The sequence below is a fragment of the Corallococcus sp. NCSPR001 genome, assembly GCF_017309135.1.
GTDB lineage: Bacteria > Myxococcota > Myxococcia > Myxococcales > Myxococcaceae > Corallococcus.
Genome location: NZ_JAFIMS010000002.1, coordinates 4,265,464 through 4,284,925, shown reverse-complemented (window position 1 = coordinate 4,284,925; position 19,462 = coordinate 4,265,464). Strand labels below are relative to the sequence as shown.

The window sequence follows — 19,462 nt, the reverse complement described above, 5'->3', positions numbered from 1 at the left end:
CCCCATGCTCGAAAAGCTGATGCCGAAGTCGGACGAGTTCTTCGACGACTTCGACGCGCAATGCGCCAGAACTGTCGAGGGAGCGAAGCTCCTACACGAGCTCCTGAGTGATTTCCGGGACGTGCCCACGCGCGTCCAGGCCCTCAAGGACGTGGAGCACAAGGGCGACGAGGTCACCCACACGGCCTTCAACCGGCTCCACCAGCAGTTCATCACCCCGTTCGACCGGGGGCAGATCCACACGCTGCTGTCGCGCATCGACGACGTGTTGGACCTGACCAACGCGGCGGCGGCGAGGTTGCTCTACTACGAGATTGAGTCCACCCGGGCGGACGCCACGGAGCTGGCGCGGCTGCTGGTGCTCTCCACGCAGAAGGTGCAGGAGGTCGTCGCGGCGCTGCGGCTGATCAAGAAGCCGGAGCAGATCCTCGCGGGCTGCATGGAGATCAAGCGCCTGGAGACCCAGGCGGACGAGGTCCTGCGCGCGGGCATGGGCCGGCTGTTCAAGAGCGGCGTGGACACCCTGACCATCATCAAGTGGAAGGAGATCTACGACCTCATCGAGACGGCCACGGACAAGTGCCAGGGCGTGGCCAACGTCATCGAAGGCGTCGTGCTGGAGCACTCCTGAGATGCTGCTCGCAGCGGTCGTCACCATTGTCGCCGTCGCGCTCATCTTCGATTTCATCAATGGCTTCCACGACGCGGCGAACTCCATCGCCACCGTGGTGTCCACGCGCGTGCTGTCGCCGAACCTGGCCGTGGCCTGGGCGGCGTTCTTCAACTTCATCGCGGCCTTCGCGGGCGGCGTGCACGTGGCCAACACCATGGGCAAGGGCATCATCAACTTCGAGATGCTCCGCGCCGCCGGCCCCACCGCGGTGCTGATGGTCATCTTCTCGTCGCTGATGGGCGCCATCGTCTGGAACCTGCTCACCTGGTGGTGGGGGCTGCCCTCGTCGTCGTCGCACGCGCTGGCGGGCGGGATGATTGGCGCCACCCTGCCCGTCCTGGGCTTCGAGGGCCTGGTGGGCAGCGGCATCGCGCGCATCGCGGCCTTCATCGTGCTGTCGCCGCTCATCGGCATGACGCTGGGCATCGGGATGATGCTGGCCAGCACCTGGGCGGTGCACCGTCAGACGCCGCTGCGCGTGGACACCTGGTTCCGCCGGCTGCAGCTGGTGTCGTCCGCCATCTTCTCCTTCAGCCACGGCACCAACGACGCGCAGAAGGTCATGGGCATCATCGCGGTGGTGCTCTTCGGCACCATCTGGCGCGACCGCCCGTTCCACATCGACTGGTGGATGATCATCTCCTGCCACGCCGCCATCGGCCTGGGCACCTTCTTCGGCGGCTGGCGCATCATCCGCACCATGGGCCACAGCCTCACGAAGCTGGCGCCCATTGGCGGCTTCAGCGCGGAGACGGGCGGCGGCGTCACCATCATCGCGCTGGCGGAGCTGGGCATCCCCGTCTCCACCACGCACACCATCACCGGCGCCATCGTCGGCGTGGGGTCCACGCGCGGCTGGCGGGCCGTGAAGTGGGGCACCGCCGGCCGCATCATCTGGGCCTGGGTGTTCACCATCCCCGCCGCCGCGCTGGTGTCCGTCATCGTGTACGGACTCACGCTGGCCATCGTCCGGATGGTGGGCTGAGAGAAGCCCGGGGCGCGGGGGAGAAGGTCCCCCGCGCCACCTGGTGCTTTCTTCCCTACTGCACGACGCGGACGTTGAGGGCCGTGGACGGCCCGCCCACGGCCGGCGGCACCCAGGGCACCACCTTCTTGTTCTGCCACTGGAACAGCTTCAGCGACGGGTCCTCCAGCGGCACGTCGAAGGTGTAGGAGATGCGCGTGGGGCCCTGCGCGTCCGCCTCTTCGATCTTCACGACCATGCCCTTCATGTCGAACGTGTCGCCCTGGTGCACCGGGTGGCGCGCGGCGCGGTGGATGCGCTCCTCCACGGAGTCCAGGAAGTGGCCGCCCTGGGTGAGCGACAGCTCCAGCGAGTTGGGGCCGGTGCGCGTCACCTTCTGCTCGTAGAGCGAATAGGACAGCACCCACCAGGCCTTGGGCAGCGGCTGGCCCGAGGACCACCAGCGCACGGAGCCGTAGATGCCGATGATGCCGTTGGGGGCGTTGAGCACCACCACGCGCTGGTTGGGGAGCTGCTGCTCGTCGAACGCCTCCTCGTAGCGCGCCTGCACGCGCCCCATGAGCGCGTCCGCCGCCGCGTACTGATCCATGGTCTGCCACCAGATGTACGGCGAGCCCACGACGTGGATGAGCGCCATCACCGCCGCGCCGGCCAGCACCGCGCCCGCGCGGAACGTCTTCGCCCGCCCCGTCCACGCGTGGCGCAGCACCACGGCCAGCCCCACCGCCATGCCCAGGCTGGGCACGATGAGCGTGCGCGAGCCGGCGAAGGCGGAGTTGGACAGCCACGTGGACACGAACGCGCCCGTCAGCATCCAGCCCACCGTGCGCCGCTCCGCGGCCTCCAGCCGGGGCCACACGCCCCACACGAGCAGCGCGAACAGCGTCAGGCCCACCGCGCCCATGACGGTGAAGAGCGGCACCAGGGACTGGTCGAAGATGAAGTCCGGGGGCGCGTTCAGCGTCAGGCCCGCGATGGCGGCCGGGACGCGGCCGAGCATCGCCTGGAACCACGCCACCGGCGTGCCCAGGGCATCCAGGTACATGTCCGAGCCGCCCGCGCCATAGCCCATGGCCCGGTACGCCGCGAAGTAGAGGGCCATCAGCACGCCGAAGGGGATGAGCCCCTTGAGCTTGTCCTTCGCCTGCCCCGGGCCGGAGAAGGCCTCGTAGGCCAGCACGTACGGGCTGAGGATGACCATGGTCTCACCGCACAGCAGCGCCAGCGCGAAGGACACCAGCGCGCCCACCAGCGCGTTCTTCTTCCCCTGCTCCCGCCACTGGATGTGGAGGTAGAGCCCGAGGACGCCGAACAGCAGCGACATCACCACGCTGCGGTACGACAGCCAGCCCAGCACCGCCGCGTGCGAGCCCCAGATGGCGAAGAGGAACATCGCCACGCCCGCCAGCGCCGTGGGCAGCACGCGCTTGAACAGCACGCCCGCCAGCACCACCAGGCCCAGGTACCAGAGCACCGAGTGGATCTGATACGCGACCGCGACGCGGTTGTAGAGCAGGTGATCCAGTCCGTAGAGCAGGCTGCCCAGGGGCCGGAAGAACGAGACGCGCACCGTGGGCTCCACCCACCACGGGAAGACGCCCACCTCCGCCAGCCGCAGCGTGTGCTCCGGGATGCCCGTGGCCGTGCGGTACACGTCCAGGTGCGTGTTGCCCAGCGGCGCGGGCGGCGGAATGTTGTCCCAGACGCCCAGCCAGATGAAGTCATCCGGCATGAATCCCGAGCGCAACGCCAGCGCGCCCAGTGCCACCGCGAACACGATGGAAATCCAGAAGTAACGCTTAAACGGCCAACCCGGGGCGGCTGGCGAAGGTGAAGTATCCATGTTTCAAAGATCTATCAGCACGCCCCCCACACGAGATAGGTCCTCCTGGGTCGTCCGCTGCCACCGGAAACACGCGGAGAGTGCGGCGCGTGTGATGGAGATCCTTTGCCAGCGCCCGGACTCCGGGTGATCCTCCACCGACGAAGGGGGACGCGGTCCGGCAGGTGAAAACACGAACGCGTGCGCCCGTTGCATCCGCGCGCGCCGCCAGGCCCGCTCGCATGCGCATCGCCATCATCGCCACGTACACCCATCCGACCCGGCTGCGAATCAAGGAACCCTCCATCATGCAGTCCTCGGTGCCGGAGCTCATCGCGGGCCTGTGCCCGGAGCACGCCGAGGTGGAGATCTTCAACGAGAAGGAGGCGGACCTGCCGTTGGACCGGCACTGGGACCTCGTCTTCTTCTCGTACCTGCACTCGTACTACGAGCACACCAAGGTCCTCTCCACCCTCTTCCGTCAGCGCGGCATGACGACGGTGGCCGGGGGCCGGCACGCGAGCCACTTCCCTGACGACGCGGCGAAGTACTTCGACGCGGTCATCACCGGGGAGCCGGAGTCCAACGTGCCCGCGCTCATCGCGGACTTCGAGAAGGGCTGCCTCAAGCCCCGCTACAGCCTGCCGTCGCAGGGCGCCGCGGCCATCCGGCCGTACCGCTACGAGCTCATCGACTTCACGCACAACAAGGTGCGCCTGCCGGGCATCGAGGCGTCGCGTGGCTGCCCCTTCACGTGCAACTTCTGCGTGCTCACCGGCCACGAGCGCTACCGCTTCCGGCCCATCCCGGAGGTCATCGACGAAATCCAGACGCGCATGCGCTGGAACCCGAACTTCCTGGGGCTGATGGGGGACGCCTTCGTCTTCCTGGACAACAACCTGGGCGGCTCGCCCAAGTACCTGCGCGCGCTGTGCGAAGCGCTCATCCCCTTGAAGAAGACGTGGGGCTGCGCGCTCACCTTCAACGTGCTCAAGGACGAGTCGCTGGTGAAGCTGATGGCGAAGGCGGGCTGCCGCTACGTCTACACCGGCCTGGAGTCGCTCAACCCGGACTCGCTCAAGGCGATGAACAAGGGCCAGAACAAGCTGTCGGAGGTGGACGCCGTCATCCGCCGCGTCTTCTCCGCCGGCATCCTGCTGTCCTTCGGGCTCATCGTCGGCTCGGACGGCGACACGAATGAGTACCTGCACCGGCTGCCGGACTACCTGGCGGACCTGAAGTACTTCTCCGTCACGTTCCTGGGCATCGTGTGCCCGTATCCGGAGACGCCCTTCTTCCGCGAGCTGAAGGCGGAAGACCGGCTCCTGCCCGGCACCACCAGCCGCGACTACGACGGCTACACGCTGTGCCACCGGCCCAAGCAGATGCACGCATCGGAAGTGGTGGAGCACTTCCAGCGGCTGTGCCGCACGCTGGGCAGCCTGCCCAACATCGCGCGGCACTACGCGTCCAAGCTGATGATGAGTGACCTGCCCCGCTACAGGCAGACCATCCTCTTCTCCGGGCCCGAAATCGTCAGCATCCGCAACCCGGTGAAGAACCCGGAGCGCCGCTACATCGCGGGGCTGGATGCCATTGAAGCGTGGGACGCGGAGCGGATGCCCGGCCTGGGCCTCACGCCGCAGGTCCTGACCTGAGGCGGGACGGCAGGCGCACGTCCCACGCCAGCCCCAAGACCTGGAGCGCCCGGATGAAGAGCCAGCCCGGGTCCCACTGCCACCACACCCAGCCGTGCCGCGCGGACGCGGGGAAGGCGTGGTGGTTGTTGTGCCAGCCCTCGCCCAGCGCGAGCACGCTCACCCACCACACGTTGCGGCTGTGGTCGCGCGTGTCGTGCACGCGCTCGCCGAACGCGGCGTGGCACACGGAGTTCACCGCGTAGGTGCTCTGCATCCAGCACACCACGGGCAGGAAGAAGTACGCGGGCACCGCGCGCCAGCCGAACGTCAGCCCCACGACGAGCACCGCCAACACCTGCGGCGCGATGCGGTAGCGCAGGAGCCAGTGGTAGTAGCCGTCATCCGCCATGTCGCGGCACCAGGTGCGCCAGCCGTCCTCTTCCGTGGAGGCCTCGTTGAGGATCCACCCCATGTGCGCGTACCAGAAGCCGCGCAGCGGCGAGTGCACGTCCCCGTCCGCGTCCGCCTTCGCGTGGTGCAGCCGGTGGTTGGCGGCCCACAGCAGCGGGCTGCCCTGCGCGGTGAGCATGGCCACCGTCACCAGCGCGTACTCCACCCAGCGGGGACACGCGAAGGCGCGGTGGCACAAGAGCCGGTGCAGCCCCACCGTGGTGCCCAGGCCAATGGAGACGTACACGGCCAGCGCCACCGGCAGCGCGTACGGAGGCCAGGGCAGGAAGAACGCCAGCGCGGCCAGGCCGTGGACCACGAGCATGTAGATGACGATGACGGGACTGAGCTGGAAGCGGAGCGGCGCGGTGTTCATGTACCCGGTGCGGAGTCGAGGAAGGAGCACGCAGTCTAGGGGCCCCGCCTGACGGGACAAGGAATGCGCGTCACATCACGCGGGCGTCATGGGCCCGGGCGGCCTGGGGCGGGACGAGCACCTCCGGCGGCGGAGCCTGGAGCGTGGCCTGGAAGCGGTCCAAGCGGCGCAGCTCCGCGCGGGCCTCCACCTCCGTGAAGATGGCGCGCGCCCTGGCGAGGAAGTCCTCGCGCCGATCCGGCAGGGCCACCGCCGCGTCGAAGTAGGCCACGCCCGTCTCCCAGCGGTTGGGGCTCTTCTCCAGGACGGAGATGGCCTCCAGGAACACCGGCTCTGCGGCCTTCGGTCCCTTGCGCAGGGCCAGCGAGCGCGCCGTCACGCGCAGCGCCGGGCCCTTCAGGTACGGATAGAGCCGGGCGATGACGCGCGCCTTGATGCAGGACAGGCGGACAATCTTGAGCAGCTTCTTGCGCGGCACCACCGTGGCGCCCTCCTCCAGCGCGAAGAGGGCCGCCTCCGCCGCGTCCACCAGCCCCACCTGGAGGAAGGGCACCAGCACCTGGTAGCTCCAGATGCTCTTGAAGCAGCGCACGGCGACGAGCGCGGCTTCTTCCACCTGGTGCTCGCGCACCGTGACGTTGGCCAGGTGGTTCAGGCTGGCGCACTGGTTGGCCAGGTCCGCCACCTCTTCACTGATGCGCAGGCCCTGCTCCAATTCCGCGCACAGCTCGCCCACGTCGCCTTCGCCCATGAGGTAGCGGCACATGGGCGCCCACGAGTGCGCCCAGCCCTGGTGCATCAGCGCGTTGAGCTCCACGCCAATGGTCCCCATCTGCTCGTAGAGCGCCACCGCGGGGCGGAAGCGCGAGTGGAGGAACTCGCCCGTGGCCTGCATCATCAGGGACGTCTGGCGCTCCCAGCGCTCGCCCACCTGGCGCAGCGTGGAGACGGCCTCCTCCTGGAAGGCTCTCGCGCGCTCCAGCTCGTTGGCGAAGAAGGCCTGGATGCCCAGGCGGCTGAGCGCGAGCCCCTCCGCCACCGGGTCCTTGGAGCGGCGCGCGTACTCCAGCGCCTTCTCGCAGTGGTAGCGCGCGCGGCCGAGCAGCCCCGCGCCGAACAGGAGCGTGCCGTAGTAGCCGCGCGCCAGGCTCATGGCGTAGTCGCTGCGCGAGCGCTCCGCCATGTTGGTGGACACCAGCGTCGCCCAGGTGAGCTTGGTGATGTCCGCGAAGTAGTAGATGCGGATGAGCGAGTTGAGCGTGGACAACTGCTGCAGGTAGTTGCCCAGCTTCGCCGCCGGCAACGGGCGCAGGATGAAGGGCAACAGCGACGCGAGCCCCCGGAGCAGCAGGTTCGCCAGCGTGCGCAGGCCCAGCGTGGCCAGGTTCCCCGGGAGGCTGCGGCCCCGGAGCACCAGCGACTTCTCCAGGTGCTGCGTGGCGAGCGCGGACTCGCCCTTCTCCTGGTGCGCGCGGCCCAGGCCCAGGTGCAGCTGCGCCTGGCGGGGGGGCTCCTCCTCGTCCACCAGGCACTGCTCGAACATCAGGATGGCGTTGGTGTAGTGGCCCGCCTGGAGCAGCGTCTCCGCCAGCTCCTGCATCACCCGGCGCGTCTGGAGCAGCGTCACCTCCGGGTCCACCGGCACGACGGTGCCCAACAGCTCCAGGCCCCGGTTGTAGTGGTAGAGCGCGTCGTCGTTGGCGTACTGCGCCCGCGCGCTGCGGGCCGCCATCAGCGTGTACTCCAGGCCCTTGTCCTCCACGTTGCCCGCGAGGAAGTGGAACGCGAGCAGACCCGCGGAGGCCGCGAGGTTGTCGTTGGCGCGGGCCTCCAGGTAGCGCGCGAGCCGGCGGTGCAGGTCCTCACGCGCCGACACCAGCAGCGTGTTGTAGGCCACGTCGCGGATGACGATGTGCTTGAAGAGACAGGTGTACGGCTCCTCCGTCTCCAGCAGGATGAGGCCCAGGCGCTGGAGCGTGTCCATGGCCTCGCGCAGCACGGTGTGGCCCAGCGTGGGCACCAGCGCCGCCACCGCGTCCAGCGTGAAGATGCGCCCGATGACGGACGCCACCTTCACCACCAGCTTCTCCGTCTCGCTGAGCAGGTCGATGCGCGACAGCACCACGTCCTGGATGGAGTCCGGCAGCAGCAGGTCCTGCAGGCCGCGCTTCAACTCCATGCGCTGCGAGCCGGGCTCCACCGGCCCCAGGTAGCCCTGCTCCGCCAGCCCCTCCACGATGGACTCGATGAAGAACGGGTTGCCCTGCACCTTCGCGAGCAGCCGGTCCTCCAGCGCGACGTCCGGCGGCGTCAGGCGCAGGTGCACGCGCAAGAGCGCCCGCGTGTCCTCGTCGTCCAGGCTCGACAGGTCCACCGGGAGGAACTCCGGCAGGTCGCGCAGCCCGCGGAGCTGGTCGCCCGGGCGCATGGTCGCCAGCACCATGATGCGGTGCGAGCCCACGCGCACCGCGAGGTACTGGAGCAGATCCAACGAGATGTAGTCCGCCCAGTGCAGATCCTCGAAGAAGAGCAGGAGCGGCTGCGCGCGGCTGAGCTTCTCCAGGAGCAGGAAGACGATCTGGAACACCTTCTGCTGCTTGCGCCGCGCGTCCATCCCCGAGGTGGCGGACGTCTCCTCCAGCGCGATGCCGAGGATGCCCGCGACCACGGGGATCCACTCCGGCCCCACGTCCTCCAGGCCATCCAGCCCCTGCCGCAGGCGCCCAAGCTGCGCCTCGGTGTCGTCCGAGTCGTGCAGCCCGAACGCCTGGAGCAGCACCTCCTTCCAGGGGAAGAAGGGGGTGAAGGCCTCGTAGGAGTAGCAGACGCCGTACAGCGACCGGGCGCCGCCCTCCTCCGCGTCCTCCAGCACGCGCGCGCCCAGGCGCGACTTGCCGATGCCCGCCTCGCCGGACACCACGCTCACGCGGCCCTGGCCGGCGAAGGAGGCGTTGAGCGCCTCGTGCAGCACGTTGAGCTCGCGGCTGCGGCCGATGATGTCGCCCCGGCCCTTGATGAAGAGGCCGCGGCGCGTCTCGCCCAGCAGCCGGTACACCGGCACCGAGCGCGAGACGCCCTTGAGCTTCGCGTCCTCCACGAACTCGGTGGCGAAGCCGCCCTGCTGGGAGCGCGCCTGGGTGTTGGCGCACAGGTGCACGCCGTCCTGGCGCCCGCCGTGCGTCATCAGGCGCGCGGCCATGTTCACGACCTCGCCCAGCGCGGAGTAGCCCTTGCGCGTGGGCGAGCCCATGTCGCCGCAGTAGGCGTGGCCGGTGGCGATGCCGATCTGCAGCTCATCCAGGAAGGGGAACTGCTCGCGGGCCTTGAGCAGCTTGCAGGCCAGCCGGCACGCCAGCACCTCCTTGTTCTGCTGGGCGGTGGGCGCGCCGAACAGGACGTAGAGCACGTTGCCCTTGTCCGTGAAGTCCGTCATCAGCAGCACGCCGCCGTGGTGGGCGGACTCGCGCTGGACGTATTCGTAGTAGGCGTTGAGGTCGTGGGTGAACGCGTCCGGATCCGTGTCCGATTGCGCGTGGGTGAAGCGCACGAAGAAGCAGGTGACGTCGCGGAAGTCGCCCGCGAACTCCTGGTGCGCGGTGGTGATCTTCGTGAAGAGCACCGGGTGCAGCAGCAGCGCGCACCGGCCCACCAGCTCCGCCCCGCCCGTGGGCGCGGGCAGCGGGCGCTTCACCGACTCCACCGGCGCATCCAGCGCCAGCCGGTGGTTGCCGCCCTCGCGCGGCTCGCCCTTGCGCGCGGACTCCGGCAGCGCCGCCCAGGCGCGCGAGCTCAGGACGACCTCCGACACCGTGGCCTGCTTCTCCGCGCCCACCGCCTGCGCCAGCGGCTCGCCCACGAGCGCCGGGTGCATCCACAGGCCGGTGGCGCCCATCACGATGCGGGTGGCCTCACCGAAGCCGATGCCGATGCGCGACGACACGCCGAAGCGCTGGCCCAACAGCTCCAGCCGGGCGAAGCGCGCGAGCCTGCGCTGCACGTGCAGCGCGCACACCGCCGCCCGCTGCACGACGTCCGCGTCCGCCTCCCCGGGCGCGGCCTCGAAGCACGCGAGGATGGAGTCACCGGCGAACTGGTAGATGTCCCCGCCGTGGTCGCGGACCACGTCGATCATCTCCGTGTAGTAGTTCGTCAAGAGGCGCTGGAGCGCGTCGATGCCGCGCGGGCCCGCGCCGCTCAGCCCCACCACGATGGGCGTGAAGCCCGCGATGTCGAGCAGCAGGATGGCGCCGCGCACCCCTTCCGTCCGGGGCAGCGCGTCCGCATCCTGGCTCCCCAGCCGCGCGAGGATGGCCGCCGGCATGTACGGGGCCAGCATCGCGACAGCGGGATCGATGGGCTGCGTGGAGGGCATCCGGGAAGGGCTTTCCGCTCAGGACAGGTTGGCGTAGCGCAGGTACAGGGCGCCCAGGCACATGGCGCCGTAGAGGGGAATCTCCGCTGTCTCCGGCCAGGGCTGCTGCTTCTTCACCGCGCCCCAGATGTGCACCGCCGTCATCAGGCCGCCAATGAGGCCGATGAGCTCGAAGATGACCAGGTGGCTCCTGGGGTCCGGGATGAACTGCACCACCGCGATGATGACGGACAGCGCCAGTCCGCCCAGGCAGCGCGCGAAGTAGACCGTCAAGTCGTTGTTGCCCGTGGGCAGCTCCCACCCGAACCAACGCGCCCAGCGCAGCGGAATGAAGAGCAACGGCAGTGCGTAGACGACCAGAAAGACCGAGGTGGAGACCGCGAGGAACCAGCTGGCCAGCGGATAGTCGGGGTTGATCATGGTGGCGGACGTGATGGGTGACGGGCATGCACCCGCGGCGCACACCCTTCCCCACGACGTCCATCCTAGAATCTTTTGCCACCCCGTGGGGCGGCTTCCCCCCCGCCAAGGCCCTGCTTGAGCCCGCCTGCCGCCTACCGGGTGGCGGCCAGGAGGAACTCGGCCACCCGCTCCAGTGAGGTGGTGCGTTCCGCCTCCGCCGGGAAGCGCCGGAACACCTCCGGAGGCCCGTGCAGGATGAGCGGCTTGCCATAGCGCAGGGCCAGGAGGGCCTCCGCCGCGGTGCCGGCGCCCCCGGGCAGCGCCACCAGCGCGTGCGGCGTCAGCACGTTGATGTGGTTGCGGCTCATGGGGTCCGTGCCCTGCTCCCCGCTGAGCGGCAGGTGCGTGTAGATGGGGATTTCGATGTCCGTGTTCGGGTAGCCGGGCCGGGGCTGGTAGCGGCCATCCGCGCCCACGGTGCCGGGGATGATGCCGATGGCCGCCCCCCGCCGCCCCTCCACCTGGACGAAGGCGCCCGCCGCCGCGCTCATGACGCCGCCGCCCGCGCCGGTGAGCAGGTCGAAGCCGGCCTCGGCGATCCACCGCGCCAGGGGGACGACCCACTCTTCGTGGGAGTTCGCCCCGGAGCCGAACACTCCGATGATGCGGCGGTGTCTGCGCATGACTGCGTCCTCCCCGAAAAACTGGAACTACGTGAGCCCCTGTTCCATGCGAATCCCCGGCCAACGCCGCAAGGGATCACGGACCGGCGTGCGTCCTGAATCCCGTCCACCCGTGGAAGGTGCGTGGCGCGAGCGTCGGCCAGCCGTCGCTTCCCTCCTCCCGGAGCGCCAGACGCTCCCGTACCCCCCGTGATGTCGGACCCCTCCTCTACCTTCCTCGCAGGTGAGCAAGGAGGCTGCCCATGTTCGACGCCTGTGGAGATTGTGAGCGCCGTGGCACCGCCGGAGAGGTGTTCGACTGGTGCGCGCACTGCGAGTTGTCCCTGTGCCCGGGCTGCCTCCAGCGCGGCTGCTGCGGCAGCGTGCCCGCGGACTCCGGCCGGGGCGCCCCCCGGGAGCTGCCCGACCCGCCACCTCCCGAGCGGGAGGTCCTCCCGGAGGACTTCGGAGGCCGCTGCTGCACGCACGCCCGCGCGGTGGCGTGCTCCTGCGCCTTCCACTGGGTCTGCACGCGCCACGGCGACCTGCACGTGGGCACCCACGACTGAGGGCGTTGACACACGGGCGGCCTGTCCACGAGGTTTCCGCCTGCTTTCAGGCATTCCCGCCCGGACACAGCACGGAGCACGGACACCATGGGTCTCGCTGAACGGTCGGAGCTGGCCGCGTTCAAGAAGGACGCCCTCGACGCGAAGGTGGCGGAGCTGAGGGAGGCCGCGGCGGGCGCGGACATCCGGGTGACGCTGGACGAGGCGAGCTTCACCACCGGCGCCGCCATCCAGATGCTCTCCAACGGCGTCTTCGACCGGCTCATCGACGACATGAAGTCCGTCTGTCGCGACGACATCGGGAGGCAGGCCGTCCGGGAAGGCATCCAGACGTTTCACATCGTCCACAAGGACGCGCCGGGCTTCACGCTGGAGCTGGCGGGCGGAACGCTCACCCTGCGCGCGAAGCTGGACGGCTCGCTCGGCGAGGACCTGCCGGGCTACGGCCAGTACCGGGCCTTCCTGCTGAAGAAGCTGTAGGGCCCGGGGCGGCGTCACGGACCGGAGGGACGCTTTGTCAGCGGTGTCCTCCGGCCCCTGTCATCGCGTCCGGCTCAGGGCACGTCCAGCGCGACGCCCTGGCCCGGGACGGCCATCACCCAGCGGACGACGTCCGGCTTGCCGCCGCAGGTGACGCGCACCTCGAACTCGCGCCCCGCGGGCATCTGGCTGGACAGGGGCGTCTGGCCCTCCAGCACCTGAGAGCCCAGCGCCACGCGGCAGCCCTGGGCACCGGTGACGCTGAGCGTGCCCCGGGCTTCCGCCTGGGGCGGCGCGTCCGCGAGCGTGCGCAGGTCGATGTGCTCCGACTTCGGCACCTTGCCGAAGCGGTGCAGCTTGCCGTCCACGGCCGTGGAGATGAGCCAGCCAGAGGTGCCCTCGGGCAGGTCCTGGCTCGCCTCCAGCCGAACGCCGGACACGTAGACGCGCTCGCCCTCCTGGGCGTTACGCACCTCCACGCCGCCCTTGGGCAAGAGGAACACCAGCGCGAGCCCCGCGAGCACCAGGGCCACGCCGCCCACGATGAGCCCCTTGCGCGGGCCGGACTTCAGCCCCTTCCCCGTCGCTTCGGCGGGGGGCGCGGAGGCCGCGGGGGCGACCGCGTGGACGGGAGCCGGAGGCGCGGCCACGGGAGCCGCCGGAGGCCGCGCGGGCGGGGCCACCGGAGCCGCGACAGGCGGAGCCGGAGGCGCGGCCACGGGCGAGGGGGGCTTCCCCCCATAGGCGGCGTGGGTGCCCGTCGACGGCGACGCGGGGGTGCCCAGCGGCGGCGGCTGCGGGGGCGCGTGGACGGCCCCGTATTGCGCGTGGGTGCCCCCATGCGGCGGAGGGGGCGGCGCGGCGGACACAGGGGGCGGCTGCGCAGCCGCGGTCAGGGGGGCCACGGAGGGCACCGACACCGACGGACGCGCGGGCGCCTGGGGCGGGGGCCCCACGCGCGTGGGCACGTTGGCGGACGCGGCGGGGCGCACCGCGGTGGGCGGCGGCAGCGGCGACGTGGGCGGAGCCACGGCCGGGCGCGACGGACGGGGCGCGGCGGCCACGGGCGGTGCCACCGGAGGCGCGGTGGCCACGGGCGGAGCGTTGACGGAGACGACCTCGGTCCCGCGCTCGGCGGGCTCCGGCGGGGAAGCCACCGGGGGCGGCTCCATCCGGGGCATGCTGCCGGAGCCGCCGCGCACGGGCGGCCGGGACAGGTCCGACGGGGCCCGCATGTCGCTGCCGGAGCCCGTGCCCACGTTGCGCGAGTGCGAGCCCGTGCCCGGCATCAGCGCCCGGGGGTTGGAGCCCGTGCCCGAGCCGGCGATGGACGACGGCGCGTACTCGGAGAGCCGGTCGCCCAGCGCCTCCTTGAAGAACTGCGCCACGGACGCGGGCGACGAGGACAGCCGGTGGTGCGCGATGACGGCTTCGATCTCCTCGCGCATCGCAGCCGCGGAGGGCGTGCGCCGCGCCGGGTCCTTCACCAGCGCGCGGAGGATGAGGTCCGACACGTCCTGCGGGATGTGGGGCCGCAGCTGCGAAGGCACCGGCGCGGGCTCGCGCACGATGGCCGCGAGCGTGGCCGCGTCATGGTCCCGGCGGAACGGCAGCTGGCCGGTGAGCAGTTCGAAGAGCACCACGCCCAGCGCGAACACGTCGTTGCGCCAGTCCAGCGGGCGGCCGCTGGCGGCCTCCGGGGAGAGGTAGGAAATCTTCCCCTTGATGACGCCCGCCTGCGTGTGCTCCTCGCCCTGCACCTTGGCGATGCCGAAGTCCGACAGCTTGATGGCGCCGTCCAGCGACACCAGCACGTTGTGGGGGCTGACGTCGCGGTGCACCACCGGGTGCGCCGTGCCGGAAGGGTCCACGTAGCTGTGCGCGTAGTGCAGGCCCGCGGCCACCTCCGCCACGATGCGCAGCGCGTGCTCCAGGGGCAGCGCCATGCCCTTGCGGCGCAGCTCCGTGAGCAGGCGCTTCAGGTCCGGGCCGCGCACGTACTCCATCAGGATGTACGCCACGCCGTCCGTCACGCCCACGTCGAAGGTCTGCACGACGTTGGGGTGCGTGAGGCGCGCGTTGGCGCGGGCCTCCGCGAAGAGCATGTCGACGAACTCGGGATTCTCAGCGAACTGCGCGAGAATCTTCTTCATCACGACGAACTTCTCGAAGCCCTTCACGCCCTGCTGCTTGGCGAGGAACACCTCCGCCATGCCGCCTTGCCCCAGCCGGCGGATGATCTGCAGCCGCGCGCCGCTGTTGTGCGTGTCCGTGGCGGACGTGCCCTTGGCGCCGGGGTCCTGGTTGGTGGAGCCGAAGAGGTACTGGCTGAGGGCGCGCTGCTCCAGCGCCTCGATGTCGTCCAGCGGCTTGTCGGTGAGCGGCGAGCGCGCGAGCAGCCCCTGGAACTGCGCGAGCGCCGGAGCCCGGGCGCTGCCGCCGCACACGGGGCACACGCGCTCCATGGTGCCCTTGGCGCGCAGGACCTCCAGGTACTCGGAGGTCTGGATGCGCTGATGGGTGACCTGGCCGCAGTTGCGGCAGTCGCACGGCAGCCACAGCGTGGCCAGCTTCGCGGGCAGCGCCTTGGTGGACTTCGCCAGCACGGCGAGCAGCGGCGGCGGCACGCGGCAGAGCACCACCTGGGCGCCCTGCGCCGCCACCTCCAGCACCTGTTCGATGCGCGGCAGCGCCTCCGGCTCCACCACGCTCACGTGGCAGCAGTCGAACGCGACGCGCCCCTCCAGGCCGGACGCCAGCCGGCGCACGTTGAGGTCGCCCTTGAGCGTGCTGGCCAGGGTGATGAAGGTGATGTCGTCCTGGACGATCTTCAGGTGCGACGAGAGCTCGGACGGCTCCGACGGGATGCCGGAGCGCAGGTAGCGCAGCACCGCCGGATCCACCGCGGAGAACTGCTGGCGGCGCGCGAAGTCGAAGAACTCCGTGGGCTCGTCCGCGAACTCCAGCGGCTGGGCGCACACCGGGCACTGGTGCGGCGGGGCCCCGCCCTGCTCCAGCACCTTCGCCTCCTCCACCAGGCGCACCAGCCGCAGCCGGTCCTCCTTGCAGAAGCGGCACGTGTAGGGCGCCAGCAGCGAGAGCACGCGCGCGACGCCCGCGAAGCCCTCCACCATGTTGAGCTGATCCACCACCACCGGCGGCGCGTTGACGACGTACAGCCCCGACACGCCCTGCGGCGGGTGGCCGGCGAACTCGATCCACCGGCGCACGCCGAAGGAGCTGATGCGCTCCACCAGGCCCAGGTCCACCACCACCAGGCCCTGGAGGCCCTTGGAGGTTGGCGAGAGCGGGAAGGTTTCGTCGATCACCCCGGCCACGCGCACGTGGGTCAGACTGCCCACGCGCAGGGAGGTGATGCTGGCATTGGAAGTTTGGCTCTCCACCCGCCTACCCTCGTTCCAGACTGAACAGCAGCGACTTGGGCTGCGCGGCCCGGCGGCGAGCGTCACCCAGGTCCACCCCGCAGGCGAACTGCGTGCGCTTGCCAGGAGTCACCCGAACCGCCACCACGTCGCTGTGCTCCAGGATGCGCCGCAGACCCAGGCCCGCGCCACCACCCGAAGCATCCACCTGCGCCTTCTCACCCCACGCCTTCACCACCCGCACCAGCGGTGACACCGACAGGCGGCCGAAGCGGTCCGTCGCCTCCAGCCACGCCCGGCCATCCGCCACCGCCCAGGACAAGAGGCAGCGATCCTCCTCCGCCACCGACTGCACCTGGCCGCGCCGGTGGGCGTACTTCGGCTCGCCGCCGCCGTCCACTGGCGCGTCGAGCAGGGCATTCACCCCAATCTCATGGACGACATCCGCCACCCGGCTGGCCGCGCCCTTGGAGCCGCCGGCCTGGAGGACGGCCTCGGCCGCGCGCTCACCCAGGGCCGTTACCTCCGCCACGCTGCCCAGCCACGCCACGGACGTGGCGGCCTCCTGGGGGATCATGGGCTCGCCGCGCAAGAGCGCGCTCAAGAGCCGCGCCTCCCAGGCGGACGGCTGGCCGCCCTCGCGGGTGGCCAGCAGCAGCGCCGGGGGACGGCGCTCCAGGAGCGCGGCGTGAGCGGGGGTGAACCGCCCGTCGAACAGCACCAGCCGCGGCGCCGTGTCGTCACCGCGCCCCAACAACAGGCCGTCCCGGGCCAGCACCCCGGAGGCCTTCTCCAGCGCCTCCGGCGTGAGCGTCGTGTCCGGCGTCAACTTCAGGGGAGCATCCTTCACGGCGGCGACGGTATCCAAACAGCGCTCTAGTAATGGAGTCGAACTTCGGTGAAGACGCCCAGCGGCGGTGCGGGGAAGCCGTGGGACTCCTCGTACTTCGCGTTGAAGAGGTTGGTCCCCAACAGCGACACCGCCACGCGCTCGTGGACGTTGAAGCCCACGCGCGCGGTCGCGGTGATGTAGCTGGGCAGCTTCACGCGGGTGGTGGTGCCGGCGTTCTCGTCCACCACGAAGCCCGGATCATACCGGGCGCCCACGAACAGGCCGTAGAGCTCCACGAAGGCGAACTTGCCGATGTTGGTGCGGCCGCGCAGGTAGACGCGGTGGCTGGGCGCGTAGTCCAGCGGGTAGCCGGCCCCGCCGCCCACCGGCAGCGCCTGGGCGTCCAGGAACTGGTAGGCCACGTCGAAGGACGAGTTGATGGACGGCACCTGCGCCGCGGCTTCCGCCTCGAAGCCCGCCACGCGCGCGTCGCCCAGGTTCTTGAACTGGGACGTGGAGCCGAAGAGCAGCTCCTGATTGATGAAGTTGCGGGCGCGGTTGTAGAAGCCCGTGCCCGTCAGGCGCACCCTGCGGTCCAGCGGCCAGAAGTCCACCGCCGCCTCCACCGTGTCCAGCGTCTCCGCGCGCAGGGCCGGGTTGCCCAGGAGCGTCGCGGCGTACATCTGCTGGTTGATGGCGAGCTCCGCCAGCGTGGGCGCGCGGAAGGCGCGGCCGTAGTTGGTGCGCAGCGTGAGCAGCTCCGGGATGGCGTGGAACACGACGCTGGCGCGCGGGGACACCTGGTCCGTCTTCGCCTCCCAGACCTTGGAGGGGATCTGGTAGTTGTCGTAGCGGGCGCCCGCGCCCACCACCAGCCGCTCCGTGATGCGGTACTCGGCGTCCACGAAGCCGCCCAGGATGGTCTGCTTCGTGTCGTCCAGGGTCAGGCCGGGCAGGACGTTCTGGTTGTTCACCTGGTCGGCCTTCACGTCACCGCCGACGGTGACGGAGAGCTTGTCCAGGGAGAACAGCGCGCGCGCCTCACCGCCGATGCGGCTGCGCTTGCCCAGCGTGTCCTCCAGCGCGCCGGTGATTTCGTTCTCCAGCGTCACGTTGCGGCGCTTGAAGAACGTGTAGGCCTGGGCGAACACGCGCACGTTGTCCGTCACCTGCTGATCCAGCTGCAGGGCGGCGTTGAGGTTCTGGACGTGCTCGTTGTCCTGCGCGGTGTAGTGGCAGCGGCCGCAGTTGCCCACGGTGGAGATGTTCTGACCGCCGGGCCGGCCGATGTTGCCGTCCGTGAAGTCCGCGTCCAGCGCGAGCGGCCCCACGCGGACCTTGCCGTTCACCTGGTGGACCAGCGAGTCCTCGTTGGTGTCCGTCTGGCCCAGCTGCTGGTTGTTGAAGAGCTGCGGGCCGTCCGAGCCGAAGCCGTAGTAGCCGAGCAGCGCCTCCACCGGGCCGCCGCGGCCGGCGACGTTGGTCTGCAGGCGCCAGGTCTTGTCCTGGCCCGCGAGGATGCGCGCGTCGGCGCCCACGTTCTGGCCCTTGGCGATGAGGTCCGCGGGCTGGCGCTCGATGATGTTGATGACGCCGCTGAAGGCGTTGGAGCCGTAGAGCGAGGAGCCCGGGCCGCGGATGACCTCCACCTGCTTGAGGTTCGTCATCGGCGTCGTCTCATCCGCGTAGAACTGGCCCGTCCAGGGGTCCGTCAGCGGACGGCCGTCCTTGAGGAGCAGCAGGCGGTTGGACAGGTAGTTGGAGCCCAGGCCGCGCGCGCTCACCGCCGCCTTGCGCATGGAACCCCGGCGGCACTCCATGCCGGGGAAGTACTGGATGGCCTCGCAGAGCGAGAACTGGCCGGTGCCCTCCAGCTCCTCCGCGGGAATCCAGGACACCGTGAGGGGCACGTCGGAGATGCGCTGGCTGCGCTTGGACGCCGTGGTGACGACGGCCTCGCTCAGCGCCAGGTTGATGTTCTTCTCCAGGTCGTCGCCACCGCCCAGGTCCGGGCCGTCCAGGCCGGAGAGGCTGGAGGGCGGCGGCAGCGCGCGGTCGGAGGTGGGCTCCGTGAAGGGCGCGCGGTCCGGGACGTTGTCCGCCGTGCGCGGCTGCGACGCCGGCAGCATCGCGCCGGCCCCCAGCGCGGGCGCGGGCGGCGGGTTGGACGGGATGTCCGACGTCAGCGGCCCGTCATACGGCGACGGGGACTGCGAGGCAGGCGCGGCCACGGGCAGCGGATCCGCGACGGACGGTCCCGGGCCGGCCACGGGGGCGGGAGGCGCGGGAGGCGGCTCGGTGGCGAGCGCCGGCTCCTGCGGAGCGGGCTCGTCCCCGGGAACGGGCTCCAGGTCCACCGGAGGCGGCGGCGGCGCCTTCGCGCCCCGGCGGGTCTTCGCCGTGCGCGGAGGCTTCGTGGCCGCCTTGGCGCCCGGCGGGTTCGCCGCGCGCTTGCGGGTGGCCTTGGTGCGCGTCTTGGGGGCAGGGTCCTGGGCCTCCTGGGCCTGGGCCGTTTCCACCGCGAAAAGGGACAGTGCGCAGACCACCAGGGTGAGGCACGCGCGCGCGCCCAGCCGACCGGCAAACCCCTTCACCGCGTTGGTGCGCGATCCACCGTACTCAGTCGAGTCCATCGTTCTCAATTCCACGAGGGGGAAGCAGGGATGTCCGCGGTCGTTGCGCCAGGATCCAGAGCCGGTGTGACTGGCAATCGTTCTCAGGGACGAGTTTCCACCCCTGAACGGTGGCGTTCCGCTCGACTTCTCAAATTACCGCAATAACTCGCCTTAGGCCAAGTCATGGCTGTCGATCCCGGT

General features: G+C 70.5%; 13 protein-coding genes. 5 read left to right on the top strand and 8 right to left on the bottom strand.

Features of this window, described 5'->3' with window-relative positions; all coding sequences use genetic code 11:
- Positions 1 to 4: 4 nt before the first annotated feature.
- Both JYJ93_RS19425 and JYJ93_RS19420 read left to right on the top strand, forming a co-directional pair.
- Entirely contained in the window at positions 5 to 631 is a 627-nt protein-coding gene (locus tag JYJ93_RS19425) for a DUF47 family protein (RefSeq protein WP_014397546.1), read from the top strand.
- A gap of 1 nt (position 632) precedes the next feature.
- Positions 633 to 1,658, top strand: a complete 1,026-nt coding sequence (locus tag JYJ93_RS19420) for an inorganic phosphate transporter (RefSeq protein WP_206793418.1) — start codon at positions 633 to 635, stop codon at positions 1,656 to 1,658.
- 55 nt (positions 1,659 to 1,713) lie between these two features.
- Here the strand turns inward: JYJ93_RS19420 and JYJ93_RS19415 are convergent, their stop codons facing one another.
- Positions 1,714 to 3,435 (bottom strand): hypothetical protein, encoded by a 1,722-nt coding sequence (locus JYJ93_RS19415; protein ID WP_206793416.1) that lies wholly within the window; start codon positions 3,433 to 3,435, stop codon positions 1,714 to 1,716.
- A 287-nt stretch (positions 3,436 to 3,722) separates the two neighbouring features.
- Here JYJ93_RS19415 and JYJ93_RS19410 point away from each other — a divergent pair, with 287 nt between their 5' ends.
- On the top strand, positions 3,723 to 5,138 hold the full coding sequence (locus JYJ93_RS19410) for a radical SAM protein (protein ID WP_206793414.1): 1,416 nt from the start codon (positions 3,723 to 3,725) through the stop codon (positions 5,136 to 5,138).
- Here the strand turns inward: JYJ93_RS19410 and JYJ93_RS19405 are convergent.
- The 4 genes from JYJ93_RS19405 to JYJ93_RS19390 all read right to left on the bottom strand — a co-directional run bounded on the left by JYJ93_RS19405 (position 5,116) and on the right by JYJ93_RS19390 (position 11,403).
- Positions 5,116 to 5,976: an acyl-CoA desaturase gene (locus JYJ93_RS19405; RefSeq protein WP_269012460.1), complete on the bottom strand. Its 861-nt coding sequence runs from the start codon at positions 5,974 to 5,976 to the stop codon at positions 5,116 to 5,118. The two genes, JYJ93_RS19410 and JYJ93_RS19405, sit on opposite strands and share 23 nt — an antisense overlap.
- A 40-nt stretch (positions 5,977 to 6,016) precedes the next feature.
- The gene (locus tag JYJ93_RS19400; protein WP_206793412.1) at positions 6,017 to 10,318 is read right to left on the bottom strand and encodes an adenylate/guanylate cyclase domain-containing protein; all 4,302 of its coding nucleotides are present in this window, start codon (positions 10,316 to 10,318) and stop codon (positions 6,017 to 6,019) included.
- A gap of 18 nt (positions 10,319 to 10,336) precedes the next feature.
- The gene (locus JYJ93_RS19395; RefSeq protein WP_206793410.1) at positions 10,337 to 10,738 is read right to left on the bottom strand and encodes a hypothetical protein; all 402 of its coding nucleotides are present in this window, start codon (positions 10,736 to 10,738) and stop codon (positions 10,337 to 10,339) included.
- A 134-nt stretch (positions 10,739 to 10,872) separates the two neighbouring features.
- A complete protein-coding gene (locus JYJ93_RS19390) occupies positions 10,873 to 11,403 on the bottom strand; it encodes a molybdenum cofactor carrier protein (protein WP_206793408.1) in 531 nt (176 codons plus the stop codon).
- Positions 11,404 to 11,645: 242 nt separating this feature from the next.
- Between JYJ93_RS19390 and JYJ93_RS19385 the strand changes: the two genes are divergently transcribed.
- Positions 11,646 to 11,951: a hypothetical protein gene (locus JYJ93_RS19385; RefSeq protein WP_206793406.1), complete on the top strand. Its 306-nt coding sequence runs from the start codon at positions 11,646 to 11,648 to the stop codon at positions 11,949 to 11,951.
- Between the two features lie 87 nt (positions 11,952 to 12,038).
- A complete protein-coding gene (locus tag JYJ93_RS19380; protein WP_206793404.1) occupies positions 12,039 to 12,431 on the top strand; it encodes a hypothetical protein in 393 nt (130 codons plus the stop codon).
- 74 nt (positions 12,432 to 12,505) lie between these two features.
- Here JYJ93_RS19380 and JYJ93_RS19375 read toward each other — a convergent pair whose 3' ends face one another.
- Genes JYJ93_RS19375 through JYJ93_RS19365 form a run of 3 tightly spaced genes read right to left on the bottom strand, consistent with a single transcriptional unit; the run spans position 12,506 to position 19,279 of the window.
- The gene (locus JYJ93_RS19375) at positions 12,506 to 15,835 is read right to left on the bottom strand and encodes a serine/threonine-protein kinase (RefSeq protein ID WP_206793402.1); all 3,330 of its coding nucleotides are present in this window, start codon (positions 15,833 to 15,835) and stop codon (positions 12,506 to 12,508) included.
- A gap of 4 nt (positions 15,836 to 15,839) precedes the next feature.
- A complete protein-coding gene (locus JYJ93_RS19370; protein WP_269012461.1) occupies positions 15,840 to 16,664 on the bottom strand; it encodes a hypothetical protein in 825 nt (274 codons plus the stop codon).
- 26 nt (positions 16,665 to 16,690) lie between these two features.
- Positions 16,691 to 19,279 (bottom strand): TonB-dependent receptor, encoded by a 2,589-nt coding sequence (locus JYJ93_RS19365; RefSeq protein WP_206793397.1) that lies wholly within the window; start codon positions 19,277 to 19,279, stop codon positions 16,691 to 16,693.
- Positions 19,280 to 19,462 lie beyond the last annotated feature (183 nt).

Coding starts and splice junctions, on each gene's coding strand:
- JYJ93_RS19425 (WP_014397546.1), top strand. CDS start 5: ATGCTCGAAAAGCTGATGCCGAAGTCGGACGAGTTCTTCGACGACTTC.
- JYJ93_RS19420 (WP_206793418.1), top strand. CDS start 633: ATGCTGCTCGCAGCGGTCGTCACCATTGTCGCCGTCGCGCTCATCTTC.
- JYJ93_RS19410 (WP_206793414.1), top strand. CDS start 3,723: ATGCGCATCGCCATCATCGCCACGTACACCCATCCGACCCGGCTGCGA.
- JYJ93_RS19400 (WP_206793412.1), bottom strand. CDS start 10,318: ATGCCCTCCACGCAGCCCATCGATCCCGCTGTCGCGATGCTGGCCCCG.
- JYJ93_RS19395 (WP_206793410.1), bottom strand. CDS start 10,738: ATGATCAACCCCGACTATCCGCTGGCCAGCTGGTTCCTCGCGGTCTCC.
- JYJ93_RS19390 (WP_206793408.1), bottom strand. CDS start 11,403: ATGCGCAGACACCGCCGCATCATCGGAGTGTTCGGCTCCGGGGCGAAC.
- JYJ93_RS19385 (WP_206793406.1), top strand. CDS start 11,646: ATGTTCGACGCCTGTGGAGATTGTGAGCGCCGTGGCACCGCCGGAGAG.
- JYJ93_RS19380 (WP_206793404.1), top strand. CDS start 12,039: ATGGGTCTCGCTGAACGGTCGGAGCTGGCCGCGTTCAAGAAGGACGCC.
- JYJ93_RS19365 (WP_206793397.1), bottom strand. CDS start 19,279: ATGGACTCGACTGAGTACGGTGGATCGCGCACCAACGCGGTGAAGGGG.